Source organism: Clostridium acetireducens DSM 10703 (assembly GCF_001758365.1).
Classification (GTDB): domain Bacteria; phylum Bacillota; class Clostridia; order Clostridiales; family Clostridiaceae; genus Clostridium_C; species Clostridium_C acetireducens.
In genome coordinates this window covers 1-19085 of sequence record NZ_LZFO01000026.1, presented here as the reverse complement: position 1 = coordinate 19085, position 19085 = coordinate 1, and the positions used below count along the sequence as shown (strand labels likewise).

At 25.7% G+C, this 19085-nt stretch carries 14 protein-coding genes; 9 read left to right on the top strand and 5 right to left on the bottom strand.

Features of this window, described 5'->3' with window-relative positions; genetic code table 11:
- Positions 1 to 199: 199 nt before the first annotated feature.
- Together CLOACE_RS08425 and CLOACE_RS08420 are read right to left on the bottom strand one after the other, a co-directional pair.
- Positions 200 to 724, bottom strand: coding sequence for a chromate transporter (locus tag CLOACE_RS08425; RefSeq protein ID WP_070110663.1), 525 nt, complete (start codon positions 722 to 724; stop codon positions 200 to 202).
- Positions 725 to 1261: a chromate transporter gene (locus tag CLOACE_RS08420; RefSeq protein WP_070110662.1), complete on the bottom strand. Its 537-nt coding sequence runs from the start codon at positions 1259 to 1261 to the stop codon at positions 725 to 727.
- A gap of 157 nt (positions 1262 to 1418) precedes the next feature.
- Here CLOACE_RS08420 and CLOACE_RS08415 point away from each other — a divergent pair, with 157 nt between their 5' ends.
- Complete coding sequence (locus CLOACE_RS08415; protein ID WP_070110661.1) at positions 1419 to 1844, top strand: YaaR family protein; 426 nt, start codon at positions 1419 to 1421, stop codon at positions 1842 to 1844.
- Between the two features lie 370 nt (positions 1845 to 2214).
- Here the strand turns inward: CLOACE_RS08415 and CLOACE_RS08410 are convergent, their stop codons facing one another.
- Positions 2215 to 4137, bottom strand: a complete 1923-nt coding sequence (locus CLOACE_RS08410; RefSeq protein WP_070110660.1) for an NAD(+) synthase — start codon at positions 4135 to 4137, stop codon at positions 2215 to 2217.
- Positions 4138 to 4376: 239 nt separating this feature from the next.
- Between CLOACE_RS08410 and CLOACE_RS08405 the strand changes: the two genes are divergently transcribed.
- From CLOACE_RS08405 to CLOACE_RS08375, 7 genes are all read left to right on the top strand, one after another.
- A complete protein-coding gene (locus CLOACE_RS08405; RefSeq protein WP_070110659.1) occupies positions 4377 to 4778 on the top strand; it encodes an NfeD family protein in 402 nt (133 codons plus the stop codon).
- Positions 4778 to 5716 carry an SPFH domain-containing protein gene (locus CLOACE_RS08400; RefSeq protein WP_070110658.1) on the top strand — a complete coding sequence of 313 codons (939 nt, stop codon included), beginning with the start codon at positions 4778 to 4780 and terminating at the stop codon, positions 5714 to 5716. The genes CLOACE_RS08405 and CLOACE_RS08400 overlap by 1 nt, the downstream gene beginning before the upstream one ends.
- A 497-nt stretch (positions 5717 to 6213) precedes the next feature.
- Complete coding sequence (gene addB, locus CLOACE_RS08395) at positions 6214 to 9645, top strand: helicase-exonuclease AddAB subunit AddB (RefSeq protein ID WP_070110657.1); 3432 nt, start codon at positions 6214 to 6216, stop codon at positions 9643 to 9645.
- A 94-nt stretch (positions 9646 to 9739) separates the two neighbouring features.
- The gene (locus CLOACE_RS08390) at positions 9740 to 10471 is read left to right on the top strand and encodes a hypothetical protein (RefSeq protein ID WP_070110656.1); all 732 of its coding nucleotides are present in this window, start codon (positions 9740 to 9742) and stop codon (positions 10469 to 10471) included.
- A gap of 92 nt (positions 10472 to 10563) precedes the next feature.
- Positions 10564 to 14322, top strand: a complete 3759-nt coding sequence (gene addA, locus CLOACE_RS08385; RefSeq protein ID WP_070110655.1) for a helicase-exonuclease AddAB subunit AddA — start codon at positions 10564 to 10566, stop codon at positions 14320 to 14322.
- 198 nt (positions 14323 to 14520) lie between these two features.
- Complete coding sequence (locus CLOACE_RS08380) at positions 14521 to 15714, top strand: hypothetical protein (protein WP_242866437.1); 1194 nt, start codon at positions 14521 to 14523, stop codon at positions 15712 to 15714.
- A gap of 18 nt (positions 15715 to 15732) precedes the next feature.
- Complete coding sequence (locus CLOACE_RS08375; RefSeq protein WP_070110654.1) at positions 15733 to 16902, top strand: M20 family metallopeptidase; 1170 nt, start codon at positions 15733 to 15735, stop codon at positions 16900 to 16902.
- Positions 16903 to 16958: 56 nt separating this feature from the next.
- Here the strand turns inward: CLOACE_RS08375 and CLOACE_RS08370 are convergent, their stop codons facing one another.
- Both CLOACE_RS08370 and CLOACE_RS08365 read right to left on the bottom strand, forming a co-directional pair.
- Positions 16959 to 17600 (bottom strand): amino acid ABC transporter permease, encoded by a 642-nt coding sequence (locus tag CLOACE_RS08370; RefSeq protein WP_070110653.1) that lies wholly within the window; start codon positions 17598 to 17600, stop codon positions 16959 to 16961.
- A 15-nt stretch (positions 17601 to 17615) separates the two neighbouring features.
- Positions 17616 to 18416 (bottom strand): amino acid ABC transporter substrate-binding protein, encoded by an 801-nt coding sequence (locus CLOACE_RS08365; RefSeq protein WP_070110652.1) that lies wholly within the window; start codon positions 18414 to 18416, stop codon positions 17616 to 17618.
- 391 nt (positions 18417 to 18807) lie between these two features.
- Here CLOACE_RS08365 and CLOACE_RS12055 point away from each other — a divergent pair, with 391 nt between their 5' ends.
- Positions 18808 to 18933 (top strand): hypothetical protein, encoded by a 126-nt coding sequence (locus CLOACE_RS12055; RefSeq protein ID WP_278287468.1) that lies wholly within the window; start codon positions 18808 to 18810, stop codon positions 18931 to 18933.
- Positions 18934 to 19085 lie beyond the last annotated feature (152 nt).

Here is a 19085-nt window from a genome sequence, read left to right as displayed (position 1 = left end):
TAAATTTTTAATTATTAAAAATTTTGTGTACAAAAAAGACCTTTGCTCCATTTAAATAGAGCAAAGGTCTTGCAATCACATTAATGTGATAATTACCCGGGTTAAAAAAACCGGAATGACGAGTAATTAAAAATTCGCTACTCCCCTTTGCAAATAAATTATACCATAGAGGTAAAATTTACACAATATATTTATTATATTATCCATAAAACAAAATTCCAAATACTGCTGAAAGTAGAATTACTAATATAGGATGAATTTTTTTAGATAAAAGTAATGCCATAACTAATACACCTATTATTATACTTTTTATATCAAAATAAGATTGTTTAGCTAAAGAAATAAATGCGGAAATAATAAGTCCTATTAACGCTGGTCTCATTCCTTTAAGAGCAAATTCTAATACTTTAGATTCCTTAAATTTTTTCATATAGTGATTAGCTAAAGAAACAAGTAAAAATGAAAAGGATATAACACCTAAAGTGGCAAACAAACTTCCTAATATTCCATAGGTTTTAAAACCTACAAAAGTGGCAGAATTAATTGCGATAGGACCTGGTGTCATTTGTGATATACCTATAATATCTATAAAATCTTTGTAATGAATCCACTTATGAGTTGTTACTATTTCTCTTTCTATAAGAGGAAGCATTGCATATCCTCCTCCAAAGCTAAAGGCTCCTATTTTAAGGAAAGATAAAAACAATTGAAATATAGTGTGCATTTATTCCACCTGCTTTCTAAAATGGAAGTATCCATATATTCCAGATATTATGATAACAATAACAGGATGAATTTTAAAAACAGTTATAGCTACAACTGTTAGAATTATTATAAATATATTTATGTAATTTTTTTTAATTGATTTAGAAAGACTTACTACAGCAATTAATACTAGCATAGGAACGGCAGAGGCAATGCCTTTAAAAGCTAAATCTACATAATAGTTATTTCTAAATTGAGAAAAAAATAAAGCTATAGTTAAAATTATAAAAAATGAAGGAAGTATTGTTCCTAATAAAGCTAATAAAGCTCCTATAAATCCTCCTATTTTATATCCTATAAATAGAGATGTATTAACAGCTAAAGCTCCAGGAAAAGATTGGGATATAACCAAAATATCTAAAAAATCTTCTTTATTAACCCAATTCTTATTATCTACAACTTCTTTTTCTATAAGGGGAATCATAGCATATCCCCCTCCAAAAGTGAAAGCTCCTATTTTAAAAAATGCCCAAAACATAGAAAAAAGATTTTTCATTTAAATTCCTCCAAACTACAAAAGGTTTTTAGTATAATATAAATTATAACAGATATAATATTAAAAAAGAATTATGTTGATTTTTATATATATTCTTTTTTAACGTAATGTTTGGTATAATACTTATAAGTATTATAGTTCAATGTGAGGTGTAACTATGGAAATAACTAGAGTAGGTAGAAATACTACTATACAAACAGAGGAAAAAAAGAAAGTTACAGGAAGTAGAGATTTTTCTCAAAGTTTTAGTTTTGCTAGAGAAAGAAAATCAGAAAGTGAACTAAAGCAAATGTTTGAAAATATAAAGAAAAAAGGCAATAGATTAGCTATAACAAAGTGTTATGCAGATGTTAAAATATATAAAAAACTTATAAAGGAGTATTTACATTCTGTACTTAGTTATATGTATAATGTAAAAAAAGATGTAAGCTTTTGGCAGACTCAATATTTTATTACGGTGGATACTGTAGATAAAAAATTAGAAGAACTTACACAAATGATTTTAGGAGAACAAAAAGAAAATTTAGATATAGCAAGTACTATAGATGAAATAACAGGGCTTATAGTTGATATCTATAAATAACATTTTAAAATTATAAAAAATCATGGATATAATTTGCAGTTAGAAAATAATTTTAAATAATCTGTATAAAAATAATAAGACAGTAGCATAAAGAGAGTTTATAAATAATTTGAATGAATTTTAGATACTCTTAGAAGAAAAAATAAAAAAACTCCGTAATTCATCACAGGACGTGATGAGCCAATTTCCGCCCCAAGGACGGGGCATAAATTGGGTAGGAGTTTTTTTATTTTTTATTCTTAGAGTGTCTTAATGAAATGATTTATTTACAAACTCTCTTTATGCTACTGTCTTATTATTTTTATACAGATTATTTAAAATTATTTTCTAACTGCAAATTATATCCATGATTTTTTATAATTTTAAAATGTTATTTATTTTTCCATAATCTATTACTTGCATCGGAAGGCATTCTCCAATCTCCTCTTGGAGATAAGCTTATAGTTCCAACTTTTGGACCATCTGGAATAGCAGAACGTTTAAATTGTTGAGAGAAAAATCTATTTATAAATTTATCTAACCACTTTTTAATTGTTTCTTGGTCATAATCATTTTCAAATGCCTGTTTTGCTAAAAACAATATTCTTTCAGGAGAAGCTCCTTGTCTTATAAAATAGTATAAGAAGAAGTCATGAAGTTCGTAAGGACCTATAATGTCTTCTGTTTTTTGAGCTATTTTTCCATGTTTGTCTTTAGGTAATAATTCAGGACTTACAGGTGTGTCTAAAATATCAAGTAAAATATCAGAAGTTTCTTGATCTACTTCCTTTTGAGCTACATATTTTACTAAATATCTTACAAGAGTTTTAGGAATAGAACAATTTACTCCATACATAGACATGTGGTCTCCATTATAAGTACACCAACCTAGTGCAAGTTCTGATAAATCTCCAGTACCAATTAAAAGAGCAGACTCTTTATTTGCTATATCCATAAGTATTTGAGTTCTTTCTCTAGCTTGAACATTTTCATAAGTAGCATCTAGCTTTTCTACAGGATGATTTATATCTTTAAAATGTTGAAGACAAGCATCTACAATATTTATTTCTCTAAGTTCTGTTCTTAATTTTTTACATAAATTCACTGCATTATTATAGGTTCTATCAGTAGTTCCAAAACCAGGCATAGTAACTGTTATAATATTTTCTCTTGGAATATTTAATTTATAAAATGTTTTAGCTATAACTAAAAGAGCTAAAGTAGAATCAAGCCCTCCAGAAATTCCAACTACTGCTTTTTTCATGCCAGTGTGATTATATCTCTTAGCAAGAGCAGCAGTTTGAATATTAAAAATTTCTTTGCAGCGAATTTCTCTTTCATCTTCATTAGAAGGAACAAAAGGATGTTTATCAATAAATCTATCAAATTTTCCAAAGTTTAAATCTTTAAATGAAAAATATATTTCTTTAGGTGCTATATTATTAATTTTTATACTGTCTCTAAAACTTATATTTTTTAATCTTTCATTATTTAATTTATTTACATCTATTAAAGAAGTTATAATTTCATTTTCCCTTTGAAATCTATTATTTTCTTTTAATAGGGTTCCATTTTCGCCTATTAATAAATGACCACTAAATACTAAATCTGTAGAGGACTCAAATACTCCAGAGGAAGCATATATATAAGCAGATGTACATCTAGCACTTTGAGATTCTACTAAAGATTTTCTATATTTTGCTTTACTTACTACTTCATTAGAAGCAGATAAGTTGCCAATTATATTTGCTCCTTGCAAAGCTAAATAGCTGCTAGGAGGTATAGTAGCCCATAAATCTTCACATATTTCAAAACCAAATTTTACGTTGTTACAAGAAAATATTAAATTTGTTCCGAAAGGAATATCTTTTTGAAATTCTAAAGAAATAGATTTATCTATTATTCCAATACCTTCTGTAAACCATCTTTTTTCATAAAACTCAGTGTAATTAGGAATATAACTTTTAGGAATTATACCTAATATTTTGCCATTAAATATTATATAAGCGCAGTTATATAGACAATAATTATATGTAAGAGTTGAGCCTATTGCAATGAGAATATCTTTATCTTTTGAAAAGTTACAAATATTTTCTAAAGCTTTTTCAGATTCATTTAATAATTTTTCTTGACCAAAAATATCAGCACAAGTATAGGAAGTTATGCAAAGCTCAGGTAGTACTATTAGTTTACAATTTTTTTCCAATGATTCATTTATGCATTCTTTTATGTTTTTAACATTAAATTCAATATCTGCTACATTAGTTATAGGACATGCAGCAGCAACTTTTATAAAGTTAAATTTATTTTCCATAGTTTATTCCTCCGATTTTAGTTAAAGTTATATATGTTTATATGATATAATAATATCACATAATATATATTAAATACTAATAGTGTATAAACATAAATTTTGTAATTATTTTATGTTTAAATTCGATAATTATTTTTAAACTATGGATTTTATTTAATGTTTTAAAAAATTCTATTTTATGAAAGGAGGAGATTCCTACGACAAATACAACAGCTTTAATTTTATGGATAGGCATAGGCATGATAGCTTTGATATTAGATATAGTAACTAGTGCATTTTTGTTTATTTGGTTTACTGTGGGAAGTATAGTGGCTCTTATAGCTTTAATTTTAAAATACAGTTTTGTCGTTCAATTGGGACTGTTTATAGCTGTTAGTGCTTTGTTTTCTATTATAGGATATCCAATAGTAAAAAAGACTATAAAGAAAACTGTAAAAAAGACTCCCACTATGGAAGAAAGTTATATAGGAGAAATTATACATGTAGGTAAAACTATAAAAGATACAGAGACTTTAAAGATAGGAGGTATATATTGGACAGTTAAAAATACAGGGGAAATATTAGAAAAAGGTGATAAGGCACAAATTATAGGAGTTGAAGGAAATAAAATAGTAATTAAAAAGTATGAGGAGGGAAAATAATGGGAAAAGTAGTATTTATAATTCTTTTAGTATTTATATTAATGATAATACTATCTTCTATAAAGATAGTTAATACAGGTTATGTGTATATAGTAGAAAGGTTTGGACAATTTTACAAAGTATTAGAACCAGGATGGCATTTCATAATACCTTTAGTAGACTTTGTAAGAAGGAAAATATCTACTAAGCAACAAATATTAGATATACAACCACAAAATGTTATAACTCAAGATAATGTTAAAATATCTATAGACAATGTTATATTTTATAAAATAATGGCACCTAGAGATGCTGTTTATAATATAGAAGATTTTAAAGCGGGAATAGTTTATTCAACTATTACTAATATGAGGAATATTGTAGGAAATATGAGTTTAGATGAAGTTTTATCTGGTAGAGATAAAATTAATAATGAATTATTAAAAGTAGTAGATGAAATTACAGATGCTTATGGTATTAAAATACTTTCTGTTGAAATTAAAAATATAATACCACCAGCAGAAATACAACAAGCTATGGAAAAACAAATGAAAGCTGAAAGAGATAAGAGAGCTTCAATACTTCAAGCAGAAGGACAAAAGCAAAGTGAAATAGCTATAGCAGAAGGACAAAAACAATCTAAAATACTTCAAGCTGAAGCTGAAAAAGAAGCTAATATAAGAAGAGCAGAAGGTCTAAGAGAATCACAATTACTTGAGGCAGAAGGTAAAGCAAGAGCAATTGAAGCAATTGCTATAGCTCAATCAGAGGCTATAAGAAAAGTTAATAAATCTATATTAGATTCAGGAACAAATGAAGTAGTAATAGCATTAAAGCAAGTTGAAGCTCTTCAAGAAATGGCTAAAAACCCGGCTAATAAGCTTATTCTTCCAAATGAAACTTTATCTACTTTAGGAAATGTAGCTGCAATTGCAGAAATGATTAAGGAAGTAAAATAAGTAAAGTAATACTTATTTATTTTATAGCTTTAAATTTGAAAATTATACTATATATTAGGTTGTGAAATAAAAAACCATTGATATAATTTTAGGATAAAAAATAATTAAAAATAAGCTGTATAAAAATAATAAGACAGTAGCATAAAGAGAGTTTGTAAATAATTTGAATGAATTTTAGAGAATCTTAGAATAAAAAATAAAAAAACTCCGTAATTCATCACAGGACGTGATGAGCCAATTTCCGCCCCAAGGACGGGGCATAAATTGGGTAGGAGTTTTTTTATTTTTTATTCTTAGATTGTCTTAATGAAATGATTTATTTACAAACTCTCTTTATGCTACTGTCTTATTATTTTTATACAGCTTATTTTTAATTATTTTTTATCCTAAAATTATATCAATGATTTTTTATTTCACAACCTAATATATAATATAACTTAATTTTATATCAATTCTCTGATAAAATATATATATGTAATTAAATAGGTGGTGAATTTATGAGTTTAAAGTTTATATATGGTAGGTCTGGTAGTGGTAAAAGTTACTATTGTCTTCAAGATATAAAGAAAAAAATAGAAAGTGGAGTAAAGCACCCTTTAATATTATTAGTACCAGAACAGTTTTCATTTCAAGCAGAAAAAAACCTAATACATACAGTAGGGGATACAGGCATACCTAAAGCGGAAGTTCTCAGCTTTAAAAGAATGGCTTACAAAGTATTTAATGAAGTGGGAGGAATAACTCATAAGCATATGAATCCATCTGGAAGAAGTATGCTTATATATAAAATAATAGAAGAAAATAAAGATAAATTAAAATTATTTGGAAAAGCTTCTAAAAGACAGGGTTTTGTAACCAATATATCAGATGTTATAACTGAATTTAAAAGATATAATGTGGAAAATGATGTTTTAAAATTAGCATTAGAAAATATAAAAAATGAAAATTTAAAAAATAAAATGGAAGATATATTTTTAATTTATAATGAATTTGAAAAAAGAATTTATAAAAAATATATAGATACAGAAGATGATTTAACTATATTAGCAGAAAAATTAGATGAGTCTAATATATTTCAGGGAGCAGAAATATGGATAGATGGTTTTTTTAGTTTTACTCCTCAAGAGTACAAAATATTAGAAAAAATTCTAAAAAAATCTAAGGTAGTAAATATAACTTTATCCATAGATAATTTAGAGGAAAAAAAATTAGATAATGTAGATGTTTTTATGCCAACAAAAGTTACAGAAGAAAAACTTTTAAAAATAGCAAGAGACAATAATATTAAGTATGATAAGCCTATAAAACTTAATTGTGAACCTTGTTATAGATTTAAAAACAGCAAAGAGTTGCATCATTTAGAAAAGTACATGTTTTCTTTTCCTTATAAAACTTATAATAAATCTACAAAAGATATATGTTTATACAAAGCATTAAATAAGTATACAGAAATAGAAAATACAGCTAGAGATATAATTTCTAAGTGTAGAGATAAAGCATATAGATTTAATGATATAGCAGTAATTACAGGAGATTTAGATGGATATGAAAATTTAGTAAGAGCAATTTTTAATCAATATAACATACCTTATTTTATAGATAAAAAAAGACCTATAAATAATAATCCTCTTATAGTTTTGATTGTTTCTATGGTAGAGATATTTTCTAAAAATTGGTCTTATGAAGCAGTTTTTAAATATTTGAAAACAGGACTTACTCCTATTAATAATGAAGATATAGATATTATAGAAAATTATGTTTTAGCCAATGGAATCAAAGGTTATAAGTGGATAGAAGAAAAACCATGGGATTATAAATTAAGTTATGGTTTTAAAGATGAAGAAAAAGATGAAGAAGATTTTTTAAATAAAGTTAATGAAATAAGATATAAAATAATTGAACCATTAAAAGAATTTTACTCAAATATAGTGAATAAAAAAACAGCTAGAGATATGTGCGAAGCTCTTTATAATTTTTTGAATAATATTAAAGTTTCAGAAAAAATAGAAGGATGGATTAAAAAATTTAAAATAGATGGAAAATTAGATATAGCTAGTGAATACAATCAAATATGGAATATAGTAGTTGATATATTAGATCAAATAGTTGAAACTATAGGAGAAGAAAATATAAATTCAAAGCAGTTTGCACAAATATTAATTACTGGATTTGCAGAGTATGAGATAGGTTTAATACCTCCTTCTTTAGATCAAGTACTTGTAAGTAGCATAGAAAGGCTTAGAAGTCATAATATAAAAATTTTATATGTAATAGGAGTGAATGATGGAATATTTCCTATGGCTGTGACTAAAGAAGGCATAATTACAGACAGCGATAGAGAAAATTTAAGAGAAAAAGGGTTAGATATAGCTGAAGATACAAGAAACAAGGCTTTTGAAGATCAGTTTTTAATGTATATAACTTTAACAACTATGAGTGATTATTTAAGGCTTAGTTACCCTATAGCAAATCATGAAGGAAAAACTTTAAGATCTTCTATAGTAATATCCAGAATAAAAAAAGTTTTCCCCCATATTTGTGAAAAAAGCGATATAGTATGTGAAGAAGAAGAATTAAATTTTATTGTAAATCCTAAATCTACTTTTAATAAGCTTATATCTGCTTTTAGAAAAGATGTAGATGGTTTAGAAATAAGCGATTTATGGAAAGATGTTTATTGTTGGTATAGAGATAATGATTATTGGAGTGAAAGGTTAAATTCAATTTTAGAAGGATTAAATTACTCAAATTATGAAGAAGTGTTGGATAGTAGTAAAGTTAGAAAGTTATATGGAAGACCTATGAATATAAGTGTTTCAAGATTAGAAAAATATGCAGAATGTCCTTTTGCTTACTTTATAAAGTATGGCATAAAAGGAAAAGAGAGAAGAATGTATAAAATTAGTTCTCCAGATATGGGTATTTTTATGCATGAGGTTTTAGAGGAGTTTTCCAAGTCTTTATTAGATAGAAAAATTAGTTGGTATGATGTAGATAAAAGCTTATGTAGTGCAGCAGTTTCAGTAATAGTAGATGAAAAAATAGCATCTATGCCTAAATCTATATTTAATTCTTCTGCTAGATATAAGTATATGTCTAATACTTTGAAAAGAATATTAACTACATCTATTTATACTATATCAAAGCAAATAAACAAAGGAGGTTTTAAACCTATAGGTTATGAAATAGGATTTGGTATAAATGAAGGTTTTCCTCCTATTTCTGTAGAACTTCATTCGGGAGAAAAAGTTAGACTTATAGGCAAAATAGATAGAATAGATGCTTTGGAAAAAGAATCTGATATATATTTAAGAATAATAGATTATAAATCTTCTAGTAAAGATTTTAAACTAGAAGAAGTGTATTATGGAATACAGCTTCAATTATTAATATATTTAGATTCTATTCTTACAGAAATAGAAAGTGAATTAAATAAAAATGTATTACCTGCAGGTATTTTGTATTTTAAAATGGATGATCCAATAATAAAGACTAAAGGAGAAATTTCCGAAATAAAAATAGAAGAAGAAATAATAAAAAGTTTAAAAATGAGAGGAATTCTCTTGTCTGATACAGATATTATAAAAGAAATGGATAAGGAAATAAAAGGCAATTCCTTAATCATACCTGCTAGAGTAAATAAAGATGGTTCTTTAGGAAAATCATCAGCAATAGATTTAGAACATTTTAATATACTAAGAAAATATGTGAAAAAAACTATAGCTAATTTATGTGAAGAAATGTTAGAAGGAAATATATGTATAAGACCCTATAAAAAAAAGGATGATTCTGCTTGTAAATTTTGCGAATATTCATCTATATGTCAGTTTGATACTGAAATTGAAGGAAACCAATATAGATTATTAAAAGTTAAAGATGAATATGAAGTTTGGAGTTTAATAGAAGAGGAATTAAATAAAGAAGAGTGATTTTATTAAATAATTATGAAAAATTAGATTTAGAAATTATAAAATGAAATAGAGACTTACCTTATTTAGAGAATAGTGAAAGGAAGGTTAAAATATGAAAAGGATATTTTTTATATCAATTATTTTTATTTTTTTAATAGCAGGTTGTGGAAATAAACAAGAAACCATGAAAAAAACTACTGTTAATGAAAATAAAAGTATATCAAAACAAAAAGAAAAAAATCAATCTACACCAGAAGAAGTAGTAAAAATTTTATATGAAAACAAATTAAAATTAAATGATGAATTTATAAAAGAATATTTTTATTCACCAGAAAAATTTGATATTATATTAACAAATAAAAATATGAAAAATTTAGGTATAACAAATATTAATTTAGATAAAATATATAAAATTGATAAAAAAGAAAACTATGCCTTTTTACAATGTATTGATAGCACCTATTACAAAGGTATAGAAGAACCAATAAAAGATATTAAACCATTCATTTTAATTTATGATAATGAAAAATGGTATATAGTAAATGATTTGGATTCAATAAAAGAAGAAGATTCTAAGTTAGTATCTAGTAGTATACAAAAGCAGCAAGAGAAAATGATGGAAGATGATGAAATTAAAGATATTATAAAATCTCAAGAAGAATTTATTAGAAAGCATAAAGGTTTTTTTGAAGAAAAACAAAAAATAATAAATAAAAATTTAATGGAAGAAAAAAAAGATGAACCTATAGATGAAGTTCAAAAACAGCAAGAAATAAATGAAGAAATAAACCAACAAATGAAACAACAAAAGCAAATAGAAGAAGGAACTAAGAAAGATAAATAATAAATTTAAAATAGTAGCCATTAAAATGGTTACTATTTTAATAATATAGCTAAGTTAAAAAGTGAAAAGTATTAATTAGGAGGAATTTCTACATGAAAGAAACCCAATGGACCGAAGAACAAAAAAAGGCTATAGAAACTAGAGGATGTAATTTGTTAGTAGCGGCAGCAGCAGGATCAGGAAAAACAGCAGTTTTAGTAGAGAGAATAATAAGAAAAACAACTAATAAAGAAAATCCTATAGATATAGATAAACTTTTAATAGTAACATTTACTAATGCAGCAGCATCAGAAATGAAGGAGAGAATAGGCGATTCTATATCTAAAGCTTTAGATGAAAATCCAGAACATAAGCAACTTCAAAGGCAATTAGCTCTTTTAAATAGAGCAAATATTACTACTATACATTCTTTTTGTATTCAAGTTATAAGAAATAATTTTCATATTTTAGATTTAGATCCTAATTTTAGAGTAGCAGATGACACAGAAACTATACTTTTAAAAGATGAGGTTTTAGATGAGATTTTTGATGAAAAGTATGAAAATGAAGAAGAACATAGTTTTTTTAATTTAATAGAGTGTTATGCTGGAAAAACAGATGAAAAGGTAAAAAATATGATATTGAATTTATATAATTATTCAAGAAGTTTACCTTGGCCAGAAAAATGGCTAATAGAAAAAACAGAAGAATTTAATGTAAAAGAAGATTTTGATTTTAGTAAATCTAAATGGGCCTATATATTGTTGAATAATTTAAAAATATATATTAAAGGCATAAAAAATAAATTAAATAAAGCAATAAATATAATTGAAAAAGAGGAAACTTTAACACCCTATTTAGATACTTTTAAGGAAGATTTGTATAATGTAAATTCTTTAATTAAAGAAAAAAGTTGGTATGAACTATGTAATACTTTTAATAATTTAAATTTTGGAAAACTTAAAAGATGTGGAAAAGATGCGGATAAATCTTTACAAAAAAAAGTTAAGGATATACGAGATGAAATAAAAAAAGATTTAAAAAAAATTAAAGAAGATATATTTTTAGATATGGATAAAATTCCTGAAAGTTTAAGAAAAATGTATTCTATTATAAAATGCTTAACTAGTATAGTTATAGAATTTCACAAAAGGTATGCTATTAGAAAAAAAGAAAGAGGAATTATAGATTTTAATGATATAGAACACTTTTGTTTAGAGATATTAATACATGAGGATAAATACGGAAATTTAGTTCCTACAGAAACAGCTTTTGAATATAAGTACAAGTTTGAAGAAATTTTAATAGATGAATATCAAGATAGTAACATGGTGCAAGAAACTATATTAAATTCTATATCCAAAGGAAATAATATATTTATGGTTGGAGATATAAAGCAAAGTATATATAGGTTTAGACAAGCAAAACCAGAGTTGTTTTTATACAAATATAATAATTATTCAGAGGAAGAAGGAAATTTAAATAGAAAAATAAAGCTTTTTAAAAATTTTAGAAGTAGAGAAGAGGTAATAAATTCAGTAAATTACATATTTAAACAAATAATGTCTAAAAACATAGGTGAACTTGATTATAATGAAGGTGAAATGCTAAATTTAGGAGCAAGTTATAAAGAAATTAATAAAGAAAAAGCATTAATAGAAGAAAAAATAGAATTACATTTAATAGATAAGTCTTCTTTAGATAACAAGGAATATAAAGAAGAAAATGGAGAAGAGTTAGATAGCATACAACTAGAAGCTAAAATGGTAGTAAAAAGAATAGAAGATTTAATTAGTCCTGAAGAAGAAAAAAAGTTTTATGTATTTGATAAGGAAATAGATAATTATAGACCAATTAAGTATAGGGATATTGTAGTTTTAATGCGTACTACTAGTAATTGGTCTCCTGTGTTTATGGAGGAAATGCTAAAAGCTAATATTCCTGTTTTTGCAGATACTAATTCGGGATACTTTGAGACTATGGAAGTAAAAACTATATTGTCACTACTTCAAATAATAGATAACCCTATGCAAGATATACCTTTATTATCTGTGTTAAGATGTCCTGTGTTTTCTTTTAAAGCAGAGGATATTATAGATATAAGATTAGTGGATGATAGATTAAATATATATGAAATTATTAAAAAAATATTATTATATAAAAATAGTAAACAAGAAGGAGTATTGAATATAGAAGATAGTGATGAAAATATAGAAAATATAATGGAGAATAAATATTTAATTAATAAGTTAGAAGATTTTATGAATAAATTAAAAAAATGGAGAGAAATATCTATACATAAAAGTATTGATGAATTTATATGGTATCTTTATGTAGATACTGGGTATTATGGCTATGTAGGGGCAATACCTGGTGGAATTCAAAGACAAGCAAACTTAAGGGTACTTTTTGAAAGAGCTAAAGAATATGAAGAAACTAGTTTTAAAGGATTGTTTAATTTTGTGAATTTTATAAATAAGCTAAAAAATAGTAGTGGAGATATGGGCAGTGCCAAAGTATTAGGAGAAAATGAAGATGTAGTTAGAATAATGAGTATTCATAAAAGTAAAGGATTAGAGTTTCCTGTAGTTATAATTGCTGGAACAGGAAAACAATTTAATTTTATGGATATGAATAAAAGTATTTTATTCCATCATGACTTAGGTTTTGGTCCAGATTATATAAATTTAGAGAAAAGAATATATTATCCTACTATAGTTAAAGAAATAATTAAAAATAAAATAAAATTAGAAACTCTTTCAGAAGAAATGAGAATACTTTATGTAGCTATGACTAGAGCAAAAGAAAAACTTATAATAACAGGAGTTTTAAAAGACGTAAGTAAAGAATTAAATAGATATTCTAAAGAATTAGAATTTGCTGATGAAGATATATCAGAATATACAATAATTAAAGGAAAATCTTATTTGGATTGGATAGTTCCAGCAGTTATGAGAGAAAAAGATTCTAATGTATTAAGAGAAAAATTAGAGGATTTTAATTGTGCTTTTAATATTATAGATAGTAAAACAAAGTGGTATATTAAAATATGGAAAAGTAAAGATATAATAAAAAAAGAAGAAAGTGAAGAGCAGAGTTTAGATGTTAAAGAGTATCTACAATCTTTAGATTGTAGTGAAAATAAAAGTGGATATAAAGAAGAAATAATTAAAAGATTAAATTGGAAATATAAATTTAATGAATCTAGTAATATACCAGCTAAAATTTCTGTATCGGAATTAAAAAGAAAATTTGAGGAAATAGAATATGAAAATACTTTAAGTATGTATGATTCTAAGGAAGATATGAATAAATCTTTTTTGAAAAAACCTATATTTTTAGAAAAGACTAAAAAATTTACAGCAGCAGAAAGAGGAACTTTAATGCATTTAGTAATGCAGCATATAGATTTGACTAAAAAATTAAGTAAAGAAGAAATAAAAGAACAAGTTAGTAATATGATTTTAAAAGAATTTTTAACACAGGAGCAATCAAAAGTTATAAATATTAATCAAATATATAACTTTTTTAATTCAGATTTAGGAAAGAGAATGTTAAATTCTAAAAATATAAAAAGAGAAGTTCCTTTTTATATAGAAATTAGTAGCAAAGACATATATAAAAATTTGCCATCTATATATGAGAATGAAAAAATAATGCTTCAAGGTGTTATAGATTGTTATTTTGAAGAAAAAGATTATATTGTATTGCTTGATTATAAAACAGATTATGTAGAAAATATTGAGCATATAAAGGATAAATACAGTATTCAGCTTAATTACTATAAAAAAGCATTAGAAAGAATAACAGGTAAGAGTGTAAAAGAAATGTATATATATTTGTTTTTTAATGATGAAATAATAGTATATTAAAAAGTATATTAATTATTAAATAATATAAATTATTTATTTTATATTATCTAATAATTAATATACTTTTATTTTTTTTGTTTTCAGGATATGTAATATTTTAAAACGTGCATACATAAGTTTAGATATAAAAAATTTTAAGAGGGTGATGTATTTGTTGTAGTATAAGAAATTTAAAAATATATAAAGGGGGCTAGATTTATGAATATGAGCATTATTGCTGCATTTTGTATTGTACTTATTATTTTATGGATAGGAGAATTTGTAGCAGAAAGGACAAAAGCTTTTGTACCTTCAGTATTTGTATCGGCTTTATTGTTTTTAATAGGATTTTGGACTATTTTACCTAAAGATTTAATAGATATATCTGGATTAGGCATGCCTTTGGCACAACTATCTATGTATTTACTAATAACTCATATGGGAACTATGTTGAATTTTAAAGAATTAATAGCTCAATGGAAAACAGTAGTTATAGCAGCAGCAGGACTTGTAGGTATATGTATTGGAACAATGACTATAGGAAGAGCTTTATTTGGATGGAATGCAGTAGTTATTGGAACACCACCTTTAACTGGAGGAATAGTGGCTTCTATAATGATGGCAGATGCTGCTACTAAAAAAGGTATGGCAGATTTAGCAGTTTTATCTATACTTATGTATGTAATGCAAGGTTTTGCAGGGTATCCTTTGACTGCAATATGTCTTAAAAAAGAAGCTAAAAGATTATTAAAAGATTATAGAAATGGTAATGTAAATTTAAAAGTTAGCAATGAAGAAAAAGTAAATTTACCAGAAACCAAAAGTAAAATAAGGATATTTCCACCATTGCCAAAAAAATATCAAACACCATATATGCTTTTAGGTAAATTAGGATTAGTAGCATGGGCAGCAGTAGGTTGTGAATCCGTAATTAATGGAGCTATATCAAAATATGTACTATGTTTAATATTTGGTGTAATAGCTTCTGAAATAGGATTTCTTGAAAGAAAGCCTCTTAATTTATCAGGATCTTTTGGATTTTTAATGACAGCACTTATGGCATTTATATTTGCATCTCTTTCTAAGGCAACTCCACAGATGATAGTAAAAATAGCTGGTCCACTATTTGGAATAATATTATTTGGAGTAACAGGACTAGGCATACTATCTATGTTAATAGGAAAATCTTTAGGTTATACCAAAGAAATGGCATTTTCAGTAGCACTTACTGCTTTATATGGATTTCCACCTAATTATGTATTAACAGAAGAAGCTTCTAATGCTGTAGCAGAAACAGAAGAAGAAAAAGAGTATCTTATGGATAATATGCTACCAAAAATGTTAGTAGGCGGATTTTTAACAGTTACTGTAGGTTCTGTAATAGTAGCAGGTATATTTATAAAATTTTTATAATTTTTAAGGAGGAGTTTTATGAATAAAATAGCACAACTTGCAAAAAAATATAAAAAAGAAATTATAAATTATAGAAGAGAATTCCATATGTATCCAGAAGCTAGTAAAAAAGAATTTAGAACTAGTAAAAGAATTATGGAGGAACTTCATAAAATAGAAGTTCCTTGTAGAATTATATCAGGCACGGGAGTTATAGCTGAAATAAAAGGAAATAATTTTGGAAAAACAGTAGCATTAAGAGCAGATATAGATGCACTTAATGTTAGAGAAAAAAACAATGTTCCATATAAATCTAAAAATGAAGGATTAATGCATGCTTGTGGACATGATTGCCATATAGCTATGTTGATTGGGGCAGCTAAAATATTAAATAATATGAAAGATGAAATAAAGGGTACAGTAAAACTTTTTTTTCAACCAGCGGAAGAACTAGCTTCAGGGGCGAGAGATATGATTAAGGAAGGAGCTATGGAAGGAGTAGATGGAGTTTTTGCTATACATGTTTGGAGTGGCTTAGATTCAGGAAAAATATCTGCAGAATCAGGTCCTAGAATGGCTGCAGCAGACTTATTTAAAATAACAGTAAAGGGAAAAGGCGGTCATGGTGCTATGCCTCAAGTATGTAAAGATGCTTTAGTCACTGCTTCTGCTATAGTTATGAATTTGCAAAGCATAGTAAGTAGAGAAATAAGTCCTTTTGAATCTGCTGTTTTAACTGTTGGAAAACTTATATCAGGAACTAGATTTAATGTTATAGCAGGAGAAGCAATAATGGAAGGAACTACCAGATGTTATTCTAAAGAAGTAAGAGAAATTTTGGAAAATAGTATGAAGAGAGTAATAGAAGATACAGCAAAAAGTTATGGGGCAGAAGCTAATTTAGAGTATAGTTTTGGAACGCCTCCTACAATTAATGATGAAAATTGTTCTTCTATAGCTATAAAATCTATAGAAAAAATAGCAGGTAAAGATGCTATCTCTAAAATGGAAAAATTAGCACCAGGAGAAGATTTTGCAGAATATATGAGTTTAGCACCAGGAGCATTAGCTTTTTTAGGAGTAAGAAATAAAGAAAAAGATGCATTTTATTCTCATCATAATGAAAGATTTAATGTGGATGAAGATGTATTAGATAAAGGAGCTGCATTGTATGCTCAATATGCTATAGATTTTTTAAATGATAATTAAATAAATAAAAAATAAGCTTCATAGAAAAGTAAAACTTTCACGAAGCTTATTTTTTATTATTCATAAAAAGCATATTTATCTTCTAATTTTTCAAATACATAAACTATACCATAAGTTATTATAAGATATATTACAGCGGCTATAAAGAAAGGAGTGATAGTAAAGTCTCTTGTTACTATTTCTTTAGCGGCTCTAAGTAAGTCTTGCATTCCTATTACTGCAACCAAAGCAGTATCTTTTATCAAATTAATGCCTTCATTACAAGTTGGAGGTAAAACTCTTCTTATAGCTTGAGGAAGTATAACTTTTATCATTGTTTGAGGATAAGTCATACCTAAAACTTTTGCAGCTTCAAATTGACCTTTATCAATAGATTGTATACCAGCTCTGAATGTTTCTGTTAAATATGCAGCGTAGTTTAAAACAAAAGTTAGTGCAGCAGCAGTAAATGGTTGGAATCTTATTCCTAATACAGGTAGTCCAAAGTATGTGAAAAATAATTGTAAAAGCAGAGGAGTACCTCTAAACAACCATGTATATGCACTTAATACAGCTTTTAATGATTTAAATTTAGATATCTTTCCTAATGCAAATACAACTGCAAGTGGAATAGAAAAAATAGCAGTTACTATATATAATTTTAGTGTAATTAATCCTCCTTTTAATATAAAGCCTGTAATGTTAGCATAGTCTGACAATTAAATCACTCCTATTTATTTTACTATATTTTCTCCAAACCATTTTTCAGAGATTTTTGCAGCAGTTCCGTCTTTTTTCATTTCATCTAATACTTTATCTAATTCTTCTTTAAATGTTTTGTCATTTTTTCTTATACCAACTCCGTAAAGTTCTTTACCTAAGTCTTCGCTTAAAACTTTATATACATTAGGTTGTTTGCTAATATAATATCTTCCAACTACTTCATCAACTAAAACTGCGTCTACTCTAGAAGCCTTTAAGTCCATTAAAGCTTCAGTATTATTTGAAAATTTTCTAACTTCCTTTAATGATTTTACCACATCAGGTTTAGAATTTAAAGCAATTTCGCTACTACTTCCTAATTGAATACCTAACACTTTATCTTTTAAATCTTTTTCGTTTTTAATTGTTGAATCGCTTTTTACTACTAATACTTGTCTATTTTCTAAATATGGTTTTGAAAAATCAATTTGTTTTTGTCTTTTTTCAGTTATTGTTAGTCCATTCCATATAACATCAATATCTTTATTATTTAAACTTAATACTACCCCATCCCAATCAACTGGCTTGAATACAGCTTTTACACCCATTCTTTTAGCAGCTTCGTTAGCTAAATCAATATCGAATCCTACTATTTGACCATTTTCACCTCTAAATCCCATAGGAGGTAGATTATCATCTAAACCTACTATAAATTCACCTTTATTTTTAATTTCCTCCAAAGAATTATCAGCTTTATTTTTTGAAGCACATCCTACAGTAAATATGGATAACATAAATATTACTAATGCTAATAAAGAAAATTTCTTTTTCATTTGACATCCTCCTAATCATTTATTAATAAGTACAATGATTATTATACTTTACTATAGTAAATTTGTAAAGTGGTAAATTATAAATATAGATAATTTATTTTCAATATTAAGTACTAAAATTTTTATTATTTAATATGAATATTAATTATTATAATGTTTAAATTTTATTTTTAGGGTGCTAATAAATTATTAAACTATAAAATTTAATAATTTATTTTTAATTTATATAGAACATTTAATAATATAAATAATATTATGTAATAAGATATACTTTATGTAAAAATAAATACATATATTTATAAAATAAAGCTAAAACACATATATATGATACACTATATATTATTTAAGGTATACTAAATATATTTATAATATAAAAGTTAGGAGGGATTTTATGGAAAACTCAAAAATTTATATAACTAAGGAAGTTATAGAAGAATGTCTTATAGAGTGTTTAGAAGAAAAAAAAGTGGATAAAAAAGAAAGTGAAAATATAAATAATTTAAATAAAGAAAAGTAATCACAATATTAATTTATTTGCTATAGAGTAAATTTCATATTTTATAATCATTGATTTTACTAACTTTTTTATTATTCAAAAAGGAAATTCACCCCAAAATGTCGAATATTTAAGTACCACCAAAAATACACAACAAAGAGGAGTGAATACTT

What these genes read in the sequence shown, in the direction of transcription:
- CLOACE_RS08425 (WP_070110663.1), bottom strand. Translation starts at nt 724, where the DNA reads ATGCACACTATATTTCAATTGTTTTTATCTTTCCTTAAAATAGGAGCC.
- CLOACE_RS08420 (WP_070110662.1), bottom strand. Translation starts at nt 1,261, where the DNA reads ATGAAAAATCTTTTTTCTATGTTTTGGGCATTTTTTAAAATAGGAGCT.
- CLOACE_RS08415 (WP_070110661.1), top strand. Translation starts at nt 1,419, where the DNA reads ATGGAAATAACTAGAGTAGGTAGAAATACTACTATACAAACAGAGGAA.
- CLOACE_RS08410 (WP_070110660.1), bottom strand. Translation starts at nt 4,137, where the DNA reads ATGGAAAATAAATTTAACTTTATAAAAGTTGCTGCTGCATGTCCTATA.
- CLOACE_RS08405 (WP_070110659.1), top strand. Translation starts at nt 4,377, where the DNA reads ATGATAGCTTTGATATTAGATATAGTAACTAGTGCATTTTTGTTTATT.
- CLOACE_RS08400 (WP_070110658.1), top strand. Translation starts at nt 4,778, where the DNA reads ATGGGAAAAGTAGTATTTATAATTCTTTTAGTATTTATATTAATGATA.
- addB (WP_070110657.1), top strand. Translation starts at nt 6,214, where the DNA reads ATGAGTTTAAAGTTTATATATGGTAGGTCTGGTAGTGGTAAAAGTTAC.
- CLOACE_RS08390 (WP_070110656.1), top strand. Translation starts at nt 9,740, where the DNA reads ATGAAAAGGATATTTTTTATATCAATTATTTTTATTTTTTTAATAGCA.
- addA (WP_070110655.1), top strand. Translation starts at nt 10,564, where the DNA reads ATGAAAGAAACCCAATGGACCGAAGAACAAAAAAAGGCTATAGAAACT.
- CLOACE_RS08380 (WP_242866437.1), top strand. Translation starts at nt 14,521, where the DNA reads ATGAATATGAGCATTATTGCTGCATTTTGTATTGTACTTATTATTTTA.
- CLOACE_RS08375 (WP_070110654.1), top strand. Translation starts at nt 15,733, where the DNA reads ATGAATAAAATAGCACAACTTGCAAAAAAATATAAAAAAGAAATTATA.
- CLOACE_RS08365 (WP_070110652.1), bottom strand. Translation starts at nt 18,416, where the DNA reads ATGAAAAAGAAATTTTCTTTATTAGCATTAGTAATATTTATGTTATCC.
- CLOACE_RS12055 (WP_278287468.1), top strand. Translation starts at nt 18,808, where the DNA reads ATGGAAAACTCAAAAATTTATATAACTAAGGAAGTTATAGAAGAATGT.